At 66.0% G+C, this 14,115-nt stretch carries 10 protein-coding genes; 9 read left to right on the top strand and 1 reads right to left on the bottom strand.

Annotation, left to right across the window (positions count from 1 at the left end; genetic code table 11):
* The first annotated feature begins 290 nt into the window (after positions 1-290).
* The 8 genes from eccB to ACQY5A_RS00595 all read left to right on the top strand — a co-directional run bounded on the left by eccB (position 291) and on the right by ACQY5A_RS00595 (position 12,229).
* Positions 291-1,805 carry a type VII secretion protein EccB gene (gene eccB, locus ACQY5A_RS00630; RefSeq protein ID WP_428338427.1) on the top strand — a complete coding sequence of 505 codons (1,515 nt, stop codon included), beginning with the start codon at positions 291-293 and terminating at the stop codon, positions 1,803-1,805.
* Positions 1,802-5,977 (top strand): type VII secretion protein EccCa, encoded by a 4,176-nt coding sequence (gene eccCa / locus ACQY5A_RS00625; RefSeq protein ID WP_428338426.1) that lies wholly within the window; start codon positions 1,802-1,804, stop codon positions 5,975-5,977. The genes eccB and eccCa overlap by 4 nt, the downstream gene beginning before the upstream one ends.
* 201 nt (positions 5,978-6,178) lie before the next feature.
* Positions 6,179-6,478, top strand: a complete 300-nt coding sequence (locus ACQY5A_RS00620) for a PE family protein (protein WP_428338425.1) — start codon at positions 6,179-6,181, stop codon at positions 6,476-6,478.
* 14 nt (positions 6,479-6,492) lie between these two features.
* Positions 6,493-7,692, top strand: coding sequence for a PPE family protein (locus ACQY5A_RS00615; RefSeq protein ID WP_428338503.1), 1,200 nt, complete (start codon positions 6,493-6,495; stop codon positions 7,690-7,692).
* A 379-nt stretch (positions 7,693-8,071) separates the two neighbouring features.
* Positions 8,072-9,352 carry a PPE family protein gene (locus ACQY5A_RS00610; protein ID WP_428338424.1) on the top strand — a complete coding sequence of 427 codons (1,281 nt, stop codon included), beginning with the start codon at positions 8,072-8,074 and terminating at the stop codon, positions 9,350-9,352.
* A 717-nt stretch (positions 9,353-10,069) separates the two neighbouring features.
* On the top strand, positions 10,070-10,369 hold the full coding sequence (locus ACQY5A_RS00605; protein ID WP_428338423.1) for a PE family protein: 300 nt from the start codon (positions 10,070-10,072) through the stop codon (positions 10,367-10,369).
* 15 nt (positions 10,370-10,384) lie between these two features.
* Entirely contained in the window at positions 10,385-11,629 is a 1,245-nt protein-coding gene (locus ACQY5A_RS00600; protein WP_428338502.1) for a PPE family protein, SVP subgroup, read from the top strand.
* Positions 11,630-11,857: 228 nt separating this feature from the next.
* Positions 11,858-12,229, top strand: coding sequence for a hypothetical protein (locus tag ACQY5A_RS00595; RefSeq protein WP_428338422.1), 372 nt, complete (start codon positions 11,858-11,860; stop codon positions 12,227-12,229).
* 27 nt (positions 12,230-12,256) lie between these two features.
* Here the strand turns inward: ACQY5A_RS00595 and ACQY5A_RS00590 are convergent, their stop codons facing one another.
* Entirely contained in the window at positions 12,257-12,451 is a 195-nt protein-coding gene (locus ACQY5A_RS00590) for a ferredoxin (RefSeq protein ID WP_428338421.1), read from the bottom strand.
* Positions 12,452-12,595: 144 nt separating this feature from the next.
* Here ACQY5A_RS00590 and ACQY5A_RS00585 point away from each other — a divergent pair, with 144 nt between their 5' ends.
* On the top strand, positions 12,596-13,777 hold the full coding sequence (locus ACQY5A_RS00585) for a cytochrome P450 (RefSeq protein ID WP_428338420.1): 1,182 nt from the start codon (positions 12,596-12,598) through the stop codon (positions 13,775-13,777).
* Positions 13,778-14,115: the final 338 nt, after the last annotated feature.

Here is a 14,115-nt window from a genome sequence, read left to right as displayed (position 1 = left end):
TTGGCCAGAGGATGTGAATGCGACCCGACTGTTCACTTCGACGTCGTCGTTTCGGCGGGCTCGGTTAACTGGTGGCCGTACGATGCGCAGTGACGATTCTTCGAGTCTCCCCACTATCTAATCGGCAGGTGACAGCACTGTGGCGCAAACCACAGCTGGCGCGGACGTGAACTCCGGCCGTGCTCGAACGTTCGCGTGGCGCGGTCGCGCGGGGTGCCCTACCGTTAGCGCTGTGAATAGTGGGACTACAACGCAGCTTGTCGCTGCGTCTGCCTGGAGTGTGAACAAACATGGCCGGTGACCAGCAGCGGGGTTCGGGCTACGGCCTCGGGCTGTCCACCCGGACCCAGGTAACGGGGTATCAGTTCCTGGCCCGCCGTACCGCGATGGCGTTGACTCGCTGGCGGGTGCGGATGGAGATCGAACCCGGTCGTCGCCAAACGCTGGCCGTGGTGGCTTCGGTCTCCGCCGCCCTGGTGTGCTGCCTTGGCGCGTTGCTCTACTCATTCATCAGCCCATCGGGCCAGCTCAACGAGTCGCCCATCATCGCCGACCGGGATTCCGGCGCGTTGTACGTCAAAGTCGGCGACAAGATCTATCCCGCGCTCAACCTGGCGTCGGCGCGACTGATCGCCGGACGCGCGGATAACCCGCACAAGGTGCGCGGAAGCCAGATCGCCCAGCAGCCGCACGGGCCGCTGGTGGGCATCCCGGGCGCACCCTCGGAGTTTTCCCCGTCCACACCGGCGACGTCGTCGTGGCTGGTGTGCGACTCCGTGACGCCGACGGCCGGGGTGGGCGTGGTCTCGCCGGTAACGGTCACCGTCATCGATGGCACGCCCGACCTCTCCAACCGCCGCCGGGTGCTCAACGGATCCGACGCCGTGGTGCTCAGATACGAGAAGGACACCTACATAATCCGGCAGAGCCGTCGGTCGCGGATCGATGCGTCGAACCGCGCGGTGTTGCTGCCGCTGGGCTTGACCCCGGAGAACGTGAGCCAGGCGCATCCGATGAGCCGGGCGCTGTACGACTCGTTGCCCGTCGGTCCCGAGCTGACGGTGCCGAGGGTGCCGGACGCCGGCAAGCCCGCCGAGTTCGCCGGTGCACCCGGTCCGGTCGGAACCGTGATCGTGACTCCACAAATCAGCGGGCCGCAACAGTACTCAGTGGTGTTGGGCGACGGTGTGCAGACGGTCAACCCGGTGGTCGCCCAGATCCTGCAGAACGCCGGCACCCCGGCGGGCAACTCACCGGTGGTGGTGGCCCCCGCGTCGCTGGCGAAGATGCCGGTGGTCAACGGCCTGGACCTGTCGGCCTACCCCGACGCGCCGCTGAGCCCGGTGGATCTGAAGGAGAATCCCGCGACGTGCTGGTGGTGGCAGAAGACCGCCGGTGAGGAACGCGCCCGCATTCAGGTGATCTCCGGGCCGACCATCCCGGTTCCCACCGGCTCTGCCGACAAGGTCGTGTCGCTGGTGAAGTCCGACACGTCCGGCCGGGAAGCCGACCACGTCTTCTTCGGCCCCGAGTCCGGCAACTGGGTCGTCGTCACCGGCAACGACCCCGGATCCAGCACCGCCGAATCGCTCTGGTGGCTCACCAGTTCCGGTGCGCGCTTCGGCGTCGAGAACACTCGCGATTCCCGTTCGGCACTGGGGCTGACCACCGAGCCCTCTCCGGCCCCGTGGGTTGCCCTGCGTCTGCTGGCGCCGGGTCCCGCGCTGTCCCGCGCAGATGCGCTGGTGCGTCACGACACCCTTCCGACCGATATGAACCCCGCAGAGTTAGTGGTGCCCAAGTGAAGCAAGGTTTCGCACGCCCGACGCCCGAGCGGGCACCTGCCGTCAGGCCGGAGAACATCGTCCTTCCGACGCCGCTGAGTGTCCCGCCGCCCGAAGGCAAGCCGTGGTGGCTGATCGTGGTCGGCGTGCTGGTCGTCGGACTGCTGGTCGGCATGGTCGGCATGACCGTGGCCAACGGCTCGCGGATGTTCCTGGGCGCCGGTTCGATCTTCCCGATCTTCATGATCGGCGGCGTGGCCATGATGATGTTCGGTGGTCGTTTCGGTGGTCAGCAGCAGATGAGCCGGCCGAAGCTGGACGCGATGCGCGCCCAGTTCATGCTGATGCTGGACATGCTGCGGGAGACCGCGAACGAGTCCGCCGACAGCATGGACGCCAACTACCGGTGGTTCCACCCGTCGCCGACCACGCTCGCTGCCGCGGTCGGCTCCCCCCGGATGTGGGAGCGCAAGCCGGACGGCAAGGATCTCAACTTCGGTATCGCCCGTATCGGCGTCGGCATGACCCGCCCCGAGGTGACCTGGGGCGAGCCGCAGAACATGCCGACCGACATCGAGCTCGAGCCGGTAACCGGTAAGGCGCTGCAGGAATTCGGCCGCTACCAGAGCGTCGTCTACAACCTGCCCAAGATGGTGTCGCTGCTCGTCGAGCCGTGGTACGCGCTCATCGGTAACCGCGAGCAGACGCTGGGCATGATGCGGGCCCTCATCTTGCAGCTGGCTTTCTCCCACGGCCCCGACCACCTGCAGATGATCGTGGTCACGTCCGACATGAGTAAGTGGGACTGGGTCAAGTGGCTGCCCCACTTCGGCGACCCGCGGCGCCGCGACGCCGCCGGCAACGCGCGGATGGTCTACGGGTCGGTGCGTGAGTTCGCCGCCGACCAGGCTGAATTGTTCGCTGGCCGTGGATCTTTCACGCCTCGCCACGCAAGCTCGTCGGCCGAGACGCCGACACCGCATCACGTGATCATCGCCGACGTCGACGACCCGCAGTGGGAGTACGTCATCAGCGTCGACGGTGTCGACGGTGTGACGTTCTTCGACCTGACCGGTTCTGCGCTGTGGACCGGCAACCCCGAGCGGGTGCTGAAGTTCACCAACGACATCGGCGTGATCGAGGCGTTGCCCCGCGACCGCGACACCTGGATGGTGATCGATGACAACCGGTGGTTCTTCGCTCTCGCCGACGAAGTCACCGAGGTCGAGGCCGAGCAGTTCGCGCAGCGGGTGGCCCGTTGGCGTTTGGCTGAGGCCTACGAGGAGATCGGGCAGCGGGTGGCCCAGATCGGTGCGCGAGACATCCTGTCCTACTACGGAATCGACGATCCTTCGGAGATCGATTTCGAGAGCCTCTGGAGTAGCCGGCGCGACGCGCTGACCAGCCGCTCCCGGCTGCGGATCCCGTTCGGTAACCGCTCCGACAACGGCGAACTGCTGTTCCTGGACATGAAGTCCCTCGACGAAGGCGGCGACGGCCCCCACGGCGTCATGTCGGGAACGACCGGTTCCGGTAAGTCGACCCTGGTGCGTACCGTGCTCGAGTCGCTGATGTTGTCGCATCCGCCGGACGAGCTGCAGTTCGTGCTGGCCGACCTCAAGGGTGGTTCGGCGGTCAAGCCGTTCTCCGGTGTGCCGCACGTGTCGCGGATCATCACTGACCTCGAGGAAGACCAGGCGCTCATGGAGCGATTCCTGGACGCGCTGTGGGGTGAGATCGCGCGGCGAAAGACCGTCTGCGACAACGCCGGTGTCGACGACGCCAAGGAATACAACGAGATGCGCTCCCGGATGCGCGCGCGCGGTCAGGACATTCCGCCGCTGCCGATGCTGGTGGTCGTCATCGACGAGTTCTACGAGTGGTTCCGCATCATGCCGACCGCGGTCGACGTGCTGGACTCCATCGGCCGGCAGGGTCGTGCCTACTGGATCCACCTGATGATGGCTTCGCAGACCATCGAGAGCCGGGCCGAGAAACTCATGGAGAACATGGGATACCGGCTGGTGCTGAAGGCCCGTACCGCCGGTGCGGCACAGGCCGCCGGTGTGCCCAATGCCGTCAACCTGCCTGCGCAGGCCGGTCTGGGCTACTTCCGGAAGAGCCTCGACGAGATCGTCCGATTCCAGGCTGAGTTCCTGTGGCGTGACTACCGCCGCGGCGTCTCGCTCGACGACACCGGCCCGGCGATGCTGACCCACTCCGTCGATTACATTCGGCCGCAACTGTTTACGACCGGATTCACGCCGATCGAGGTCGCCGTGACCGGGCCGGACGATTTCGACGCCCTGACCAACGGTGACAACGGCGAGGCCTTCACCGGCTTCGCCGACGTGGTGGAGGAAGAAGAGGAAGAACAAGCGATCAGGACGCCGAAGGTCGGCACCGTGATCATCGATCAGCTCCGACGGATCGATTTCCAGCCGTACCGGTTGTGGCAGCCTCCGCTGGAGAAGCCGGTGTCGATCGAGGACCTGGTCAACCGCTTCCTGGATCACCCGTGGCAGGAGCAGTACGGCACGAGAACCGACCTGGTGTTCCCGGTCGGGATCATCGACCGGCCGTTCAAGCACGACCAGCCGCCGTGGACGGTCGACACCTCGGGAGCCGGTTCCAACGTGTTGATTCTGGGTGCCGGTGGATCGGGCAAGACCACCGCACTGCAGACGCTGATCACCTCGGCCGCCCTGACCCACACGCCGGAGCAGGTGCAGTTCTACGTGCTGGCCTATAGCAGCACCGCGCTGACGACGGTGTCCGCTCTGCCGCACGTCGGTGAGGTCGTCGGTCCGACCGACCCGTATGGCGTTCGCCGCACGGTGGCCGAGCTGCTGGCGCTGCTCCGCGAACGCAAGCACACCTTCCTCGAGTTCGACGTGCCGTCGATGGAGGTTTTCCGGCGACGCAAATTCGGTGGGGAAGCGGGCCGCGTACCCAACGACGGCTTCGGCGACGTCTTCTTGGTGATCGACAACTACCGGGCGCTCGCCGAAGAAAACGAAGTGCTGATCGAGCAGATCAACCTGATCATCAACCAGGGTCCGTCGTTCGGCATCCACGTGATGGCCACCGCCGACCGCGAATCGGAATTGCGGCCGCCGGTGCGTAGCGGTTTCGGATCCCGGATCGAGCTGCGCCTGGCCGCGGTCGAAGACGCCAAGCTGGTGCGTTCACGATTCGCCAAGGATGTTCCGGTCAAGCCGGGGCGCGGCATGGTCGCGGTGAACTATGTGCGACTGGACAGCGACCCGCAATCCGGCCTGCACACCTTGGTGGCCAGGCCGGCGTTGGCCGACACCCCGGACAACGTCTTCTCCTCGGACAGCCTGGCGGCGGCGATCAGCCAGATCGCGGTCGGCCACGCACCTCCGGTGCGCCGCCTTCCCGCGAAGTTCGGCCTGGACCAGGTGCGGACGCTGGCGCAGGCAGATCGGCGCCAGAACGTCGGCGCCGGTGGAATTGCGTGGGCCATCAACGAATTGGACCTGCAACCGGTGTACCTCAACTTCGCCGAGAACGCGCACCTGATGGTGACCGGTCGACGCGAATGTGGTCGTACCACCACGCTGGCAACAGTCATGGCCGAAATAGGGCGGGTATACGAGCCGGGAGCGAGCATTGCGCAGCCGACCACACGGCCGTCGGCGCAGGTTTGGCTCGTCGATCCGCGTCGCCAACTGCTGACCACGCTGGGCACCGACTATGTCGAGAAGTTCGCCTACAACCTCGACGGCGTCTCAGCGATGATGAACGAGCTGGGCCAGGTGCTGACCCAGCGTGAGCCACCGCCGGGCTTGTCGGCCGAAGAGCTGCTGTCCCGTGCTTGGTGGACCGGGCCGGAGATCTTCCTGATCATCGACGACGTTCAGCAACTGCCGCCGGGCTTCGATTCGCCGCTGCAGAAGGCCGCGCCGTGGGTGACCAGGGCTGCCGACGTCGGCCTGCACGTGATCGTCACCCGCACCTTCGGTGGATGGTCTTCGGCGGGCAGCGACCCGATGCTGCGCGCGCTGGCCCAGGCCAACGCACCACTGCTGGTGATGGACGCGGACCCCGACGAGGGCTTCATCCGCGGCAAGATGAAGGGTGGACCGCTGCCCCGCGGTCGTGGTCTGCTGATGGCCGAGGACACCGGCGTATTCGTCCAAGTGGCCGCCACAGAGCTGCGTCGATAGCAGCATCTCGAAAAAGTCTCCCTCCCGATCTGGGCAGGGGGACTTTTTTGTGCCCGGGGGCGGCGCAGGATCGCGGGCCGCTCGAAGGCGCTGCCAGCCGTTTCATAGCGGGCGCATAGCTTCGGCATGCCAGCGGCCCATCTTTCCTAGTTAATGTCTCTAACTAGTGACAGGTGGGTCGTGTTGTGAGGGGAGTGCCAAATGTCGTTTATGAGAGCGCAGCCGGTCGAATTGACCTCGGCCGCAGATAATCTGCAGGTCATCGGTTCGAGTCTGGCGGCGCAGAATGCCGTCGCCGCCGCTCCGATCACGGGCGTGATGCCCGCGGCCGCGGACGAGGTCTCCGCGCTGACCGCTGCCCAGTTCACCACTCATGCCGAGATGTACCAGGCGATCAGCGCGCAAGCCGCGGCCATCCACGACATGTTCGTCAACGCGCTGGGCGTCAGCGCCAGCTCGTACGCGGCCACCGAGGCCGCGAACGCCGTCGCTACCGGTTAAGGCGTTGCACCATGTTGGATTTCGGAGCTTTACCACCAGAGATCAACTCGGCGCGCATGTACGCCGGCCCCGGGCCGGGCTCAATGTTGGCCGCCGCAGCAGCCTGGCAGTCGCTGGCCGACGAGCTGACCTACGCGGCATCCGGGTACGGCTCGGTCGTCTCGACCCTGGCCGGCAGGGCATGGACCGGTACTAGTTCGACGTCGATGGCCGCGGCCGCCGCCCCGTACGTCACGTGGCTCAGCGCTACCGGCGATCAGGCCCAGCAGACGGCCGCACAAGCCACCGCCGCAGCCAGCGCCTACGAAAGTGCCTTTGCCGCAACCGTTCCGCCGCCGATGATCGACGCCAACCGGAGCCTGCTGGCGGCGCTGGTGGCCACGAACGTCCTCGGGCAGAACACCCCGGCGATCGCTGCGACGGAGGCGCTCTACGCGGAGATGTGGGCGCAGGACGCCGCCGCGATGTACGGCTACGCCGGCACGTCGGCAACCGCATCGCAAGTGGACCCGTTCACCGCACCGCCGCAGACCACCAATTCCAGCGCAATGCTGAGCCAGTCGGTCACTGCCGCTCAGTCCGCCGGGACGTCCAGTGGAACCGACCTCGACACGATCATGTCCTCTGGCCCGCAAATGATTTCGGGCATGCCTCAGGCGCTGCAGTCCCTCGCTTCGCCGCAAGCCCTGGACAGCGTCGCCTCGACGACCGGTTCGTCGACGTCCTCGACGTCGGCAAGCTCGCTGCTCAACGAACTCAGCACGCCGATGAAGTTCGCGTCGATGCCGATGAGCATGCTGTCCAAGCTGTTCACGGCGGGCAGCACGGCCACCGCGGCCAAGGCCGCGACGACGGCCGCCAACGAGCTGGGCGCGGCCCACGCGGTCGGGCTCGTGTCGAGTCCCAGCGCGCTCGGTTCGACGGGCATCGGCGCCGGCCTCCCATCGCTCTCGGCGGGCATGGGGCAGGCCACCTCGGTCGGCCCGCTGTCGGTGCCGTCCGCTTGGACCGGTGCGATGCCATCGGCGACCAGCGCCGGAACGGCGATGCACCTCAGCGGCGCCCCGTCCCTCGCGGCCGCGCCGGCAGGTACTCAATCCGCCATGCCGCCGATGATGCCGGTCGCCAACATGGGTGGGCGCGGCGGCGCTGCGACACCGACGCGATTCGAGCTTCGCTCGACTGTGATCCCCTTCACGCCGGCCGCCGGATAGCGGCGCGATTGCGGCCATCCGGTAGCCCGGAACCGAACATTGGCTGAACAACAGTCGATCGCGGATGAACACTGCTTGATCAGGAATGAATAGTCGGCTTCGTCGTCGCGGATCGCCCGCGCGGCCATCTAATGTCTCAGCCAGCGACTGTTCAGTGATGAACATCGACGCTCAATGTTGTTGACGCTGAGGGTTACCGAGGAAAGAAAGCGCATTTCGTCTGTGGCCACACACCGCGTTCCGCACATCGACATCGATCAGGCGGTCATCCACCAGGGCCCGCCGATTGCTGACCAGTTCATGACCGCGCCGCGCACCGCCGCTTCCATGCGGCTGGTGCCAGGCAGACACAATCTTGGCATTTTGACGGAGGTTTCTAGTGCTTGACTTCGCCCTACTGCCGCCGGAGGTCAATTCGGGTCGGATGTACTCGGGCCCCGGACCCGGACCGCTGTTGGCCGCCTCTGAGGCCTGGGACAGCCTGGCTGCTGAGCTGGGCTTCGCGGCCAGCGGTTACGGATCGGCGCTCGCGGAGTTGACGAGCAATGCGTGGGTGGGCCCGACGTCGGTGGCGATGATGTCGGCCGTCACGCCGTACATCAACTGGTTGACCTCAACCGGCGCGCAGGCCGAGGAGACCGCCAACCACGCGCGCGCAGCCGTCGCCGCATACGAGGCGGCGTTCACGATGACGGTGCCGCCGCCGGTGATCGCGGCGAACCGGGCCTTGCTCGCCGCTTTGGTCGCCACCAACTTCTTCGGGCAGAACACCCCCGCGATCATGATCACCGAAGCCCTGTACGCCGAAATGTGGGCGCAGGATGCGGCCGCCATGTACGGCTACGCCGGGGCCACGCAGGTCGCTCTGCAAGTGACGCCGTTCGTGGTCCCTCCAAAGACGACCACCGATGACGGGACGAGCAGCCAGAGCAACGCGGTGGCCAACGCCGCTACCACTCCGGCCAGCCAAGCCGCGTCAGCGGTCCAGAACGCGGTCGCGGCCGCGCCGTCGACCAGCTCTCAGACGACCGCGGCGGCACCGGCGGCGACCTCCGGTGCGACAACCGCCGCGACGCCGCCCACCTTCACCGGGCCGTTCGCCTGGATCGAGCAGCTGATCTACAACACCTACAACGCGTATCCCACCGGCGGTCTGGGTTTGGGCTTTTCGAACGCCAACCTGAACGCGTTGAGGCAGATCTTCCAGGCCTATTTCGCGGTCGGTCTCGCAAACTTCGGCTTCGGTATCGGCCAGCAGCTGATTACTCCCTCTCAGGCAGCGGCATTGTTCAACCCAGCTGGTGCCGCTGGTGCAGGCTTGATACCGACGCCGGCCCTTGCGCCCATTGGCGGCACTGCGGGCGTCAGCGGCGCACCGTTCACGGCCAGCAGCGTGTCGGCCAGTTTGGGCGATTCCGGCAGTCTCGGACGGCTATCGGTGCCCGCGAGTTGGCAAGGGGCATCGCCCGCCGTGGTCGAAGAGGCCAAGCTGGTCAGCGCCGCGCGCGCTACCGGGCCGGTGTCGAATGGAGTGCTCAACGGTGTTCCGATGTCGCCCAACGCCGGCCTGGGAGCCGGCGCTGGACGCCGCGGCAGCGGGTACATCGTGAAGTACGGAATTAAGCACTCCGTGATGCCCAAGCCACCCGCAGGGGGCTAGCCGCCGACCAATCGGCGGATCGATCACCGCCCTTGTCGCCGCGCGGCGCCAGGGGTACGCTCCGGCGCCCGTTCACCCGGCGAGTGAGCTTACCGATGAGGTGCTCGCCGGCAGTACTGCGTGTGACCGTCCAGCCCCATCCCACGCGCGTGATGGGGACGTCAGCGCGGAAATCCACCGTCCACACCCGATTGGGCGCATCGCGATCACGGGCGTTGGTGCGGATGAGCGCACTGGAGGCGCCGTGCGACCCGCAGCCCTTCTATACGTCAAAAGCATTGTGTTTGAACGTGCTTGACTACCCGGCGTTCGATGTGAGCGTTCCTTGGGCGTCGTGAGGCAGCCAGATCGCAGTGTCTTTGACCGATGTCGGGGGCGGCCGCGACCGGCTCGTCGGGCCGGCGGGTCACGGTGCACCGAAAGTACGTGCGGCGACGGCACGCACGGGCGATCTTCGGCACAGCGACACCGTGGTTCGACGCCAATCGAGGGGCTGCGCTTCCTGAGTTCGAAAGATCGGTCGAGTCACAGCATTACCGCAGGCGGAACGTCTGTCGAATTCAAAATGAACAGCCGATATCGCGGGGTGAATACTCTCCGTCCAGGCGTGAACAGTTAGGTCGGCAGGGGCTTTATCCGAGCGTGACCATCTAACCTTTCAACCGAACGGCCTTGCCCAAGGTCGTAGACGCGCAAGCTTATTGAGGAGGAGACCGGATGTCGTTCGTGACCACCCAGCCGGAAGCATTGTCGGCAGCGGCCACCAGCCTGCAAGGGATCGGCTCGGGTTTGAACGCCCAGAATGCTGCAGCAGTAGCCCCCACGACGGGAGTGGTTCCCGCTGCCGCCGATGAGGTTTCGGCGTTGACGGCAGCCCAGTTCGTCGCGCAGGGCCAGCTCTACCAGGCGGTCAGCGCCCAAGCCGCGGCCATCCACGAAATGTTCGTGAACACGCTGGGCACCAGCGCCGGTTCGTACGCCGCCACCGAGGCCGCCAACGCGGCTGCGGCGGGCTAGGGAGGCTTTTACATGGTGGATTTTGGGGCCTTACCGCCCGAGATCAATTCAGCCCGGATGTACTCGGGTCCGGGTTCGTCGTCGCTGCAGGCTGCCGCGTCGGCGTGGAACGGTCTTGCCGCCGAGTTGCAATCGGCCGCGCAGGGCTACGAGACAACGATCACGCAGCTGTCCAGTGACGAGTGGACCGGGCCGGCGGCGGCGTCGATGGCCAGCGCCGCACAGCCGTACATCTCATGGCTGCAGGAGTCGGCCACCCAGGCCGAGCAGTCCGCGACACAAGCGCAGGCTGCCGCCGCGGCATACGAGCAGGCGTTTGCGGCGACGGTGCCGCCGCCGCTGATCGCTGCCAACCGTGCCGAGACACAGGCGGCGGTGCAGGCCAACGTTTTCGGTCAGTACACGGCACTGATCGCGCAACTCGAGGCCCAGTACGCACAGATGTGGGCTCAAGACACCGGCGCGATGTACGGCTATGCGGGCCAGGCGGCGGCCGCCTCGAAGGTGACCCCGTTTGCCACCCCGGCTGCAACTACCAATCCGGCCGGGACGGCTAACCAAGCCGCCGCGGTCAGTTCGGCAACCGGCACTTCGGCCGCCACGAGCTCTCAGACGTTCCTGCAACAGCTGATCTCGTTGCTCCCGAGCAACATCCAGTCGCTGTTGACGCCGGCTGGCTTCCAGTCGGCGTTCGGGACACCGTCATCGGCCGAGGGCACGCTGTTCGGCTACCTCTTCGGTACGACGGTTCTGCCGACGAACCTGGCGGCGTTGGTCACCGACTACAACCCCTACGCCAGCTTGTTCTACAACACTGAGGGTCTGCCGTACTTCAGCGTTGGTATGGGCAACTTCGGCGTTCAGATCGCGAAGAGCGCGGGCTTGCTGGGCGGTGCCGCTCCTGCGGCTGCCGCCCCGGCACTCCCGGGTTTGGGTGGCCTGGGAGCCGGGCTCGGCGGCGGCGCTGCCGGCGCGGGTGCGGGCGCGCACGCGGTGTCGGCAATTACGGGCGGCGCCAACTCGGTTGGCAAACTCGCGGTTCCGGCGTCGTGGGTCGGTGCGACTCCGCAGGCGGCTCCGCAGGGCGTGCAGATGGTCAGCCACGTGGTCGCTGCGCCGGAGGCCGCGGGCGCCGGAAACGGGAACGGGAACCTGATGGGCGGTATGCCGCTGGCCGGTTCACGAGCCGGTGGCTTCGGCTCGGGCCCACGTTATGGTTTCAAACCCACGGTGATGCCCCGCCCGCCGTCAGCCGGTTAAAGGCCGATTCGCTTCACACCTCTTGGGGTGTCACGTCGTGGCGTGACACCCCAAGAGCGCTGTGCTCGCAAAAGCGAAAGCCGCGGACCCTCGGCTCCAGGGGAGGTGAAGCGCGGATGTCTCGATCATGGCTTGAATATGAACAGTTGGGGCATATTCGGAAGCGCCCGGGAACGGTGGCGTAGGTTTCCGCTAGGTGAACAAGCGCGGTCTGGGGCTGGAGGGTACGTGGCACAACATGCTGAGTCATCCGGCTCGCTGGCCCTCTCACAGCGACCCCGGGGCGCCACCCGCACGCACCCGAGGAGCGTGGACGGATCGCCGTCGCTCACTGCAGCAGGTGTTCTGCCGCAGCGCCCCCCGCAGCCCGCCGAGATAGCTCAGGCGCGCGTGTTCGAGCGGCTCCTCAGGGCCGAAGGCGCTGAACTACAGGAGCTCGCGAATCGCGTTGCCGCAGACAACTACCAGCAATCCGGGACTGACGACTCCCGGGCGTCCGACGAGTTGGCGCTGCTCAACGCGCGCATCGACGAGGTCCACGGTCTGCTGCACACATTGCAACAGCGTTTCCCGCACTCCGCGCCGGACGGTGACCGTTAGCCGGCGAGAACTAGCCTGCCTGTTCGGTCAATCCTCGTCTAGGATCAGCGCCATCTCCGGACAGGACGCCACCCCGTCACGCGTGGCTTGCGCGTCCTCCGCCGAAACCTCGTGCTCTTCAAGAGTGGAGTAACCAGAATCATCGATCGGGAAGATCTCGGGGTCAACCGCATAACACTGGGCGTGACCAACGCACCTCGACTGCTCGACTCGAACCTTCACGACGGCCAGTCTATAAAGACATGTCGGACATCGTCGCTCGAATCGCCACCCGCCAGCGCGGCCGAGCCACATACCATGTCTACCGGCGCCGACCCGGCACGTTACCGACGTCACTGAACGAACCGACAACGAGAGATCAGGTGCATGAGCTCCATCGATGAAAGCCTGTACGGCAAGGGCTTTCACCTTCCCCGGCTCGATTACTTCTCCCTGCCGATGGCCGCTGACCGTGGTGCCGGCTGGAAGGTCCTGCGCGATGCCGGGCCGGTGGTGTTCATGAACGGCTACTACTACCTCACCCGCCGTGAGGACGTGTTGGCGGCATTGCGTAGTCCCAATGTTTTTTCCGCTCGACTGGCGCTTCAACCGCCGGGAAGCCCAATTCCGGTGATCCCGTTGGGGTTCGACCCGCCCGAGCACACGCGGTACCGCAAAGTCCTGCAGCCGTTTTTCAGCCCGCACGGGTTGAGTAAGTCACGACCGGTGCTGGTTCGTCACGCCGGCGACATGATCGACGCCATCGCCGGCCGCGGCGAATGCGAGGCGATGGCAGACCTCGCGAAGACGTACCCCTACCAGGTTTTTATGGACCTCTACGGTCTCCCGTTGGAGGACCGGGACCAATTGATCGCCTGGAAAGACGCCGTGCTCTCCGACGACCTCTATGCGTCCATGGAGGACATCGCCCCGGCGGCGCAGGCCATGTACAAGTACCTGACCGACGCGATCCAGTACCGCCGGGAAAATCCGGGCTCGGACATGTTGTCCACCGTGATGCGCAGCAAAGGCAACTTCACCGATCTCGAGTTGCTGGGCATGAGCCACCTGCTGATCCTGGCGGGGCTGGACACCGTGACTGCGGCGATCGGCTTTGCCCTGTTGGAGTTGGCGCGCAGACCGCAGTTGCGCGAACAGCTCCGCGACAATCCGAAGCAGATCAGGGTCTTCATCGAAGAGATCGTGCGCCTGGAGCCGTCGGCGCCGGTCGCGCCCCGGGTACTCACCGAGACCGTCGTCGTCGGTGGCATGACGTTGCCCGCGGGCTCGTCGGTGTTTCTGTGCATGGCTTTGATCAACCGGGACGGCAGCGACGCGATCTCCACCGACGAGCTCACCATGGACGGTAAGGTGCACCGGCACTGGGGATTCGGCGGGGGACCGCACCGCTGCCTGGGTTCTCATCTCGCGCGCATGGAGCTGACCGTGATCGTCGACGAGTGGCTGAAGCGAATCCCCAATTTCGAGCCGGCGCCCGACTATCAGCCCGAAATCAAGTTCCCCAGTAAGACTTTCGCGCTCAAAGAGTTGCCGCTGCGTTTCGGCTGAGCCATATCCCGCACCCGCGATCAGCCGGGTGCTTCGCCGGTGCCGGCTCGGTCGGCCACCTGGTGGTCGCTGTGCTCCGCTCTGCGCGATCGGCTCGTCGAGCACGACCCTCGGTGGCCGCGCGGCAAGAAGGCGCGTGCGCGGCGTTATCCGCGTTTAGATTTTTTCGCCCTATCGGAGTGCGGTGCCCTCCACAGCTCCGCGACCTGCTACGGCGCCGACCAGAATGCGGGGGCCGATGCCTGACCGTGAAAACGACGTTTCAGCACTTCAGGAGACCTTTCGAGCTACCGATCGGCGCCTGCGGTGTGAGGCCTGTTACTTAGCTGTTACCGCAG

Source organism: Mycobacterium sp., assembly GCF_965277065.1.
Lineage (GTDB): Bacteria > Actinomycetota > Actinomycetes > Mycobacteriales > Mycobacteriaceae > Mycobacterium.
The sequence above is the reverse complement of the archived record's forward strand: the minus strand, read 5'-3'. Positions and strand labels throughout refer to the sequence as shown.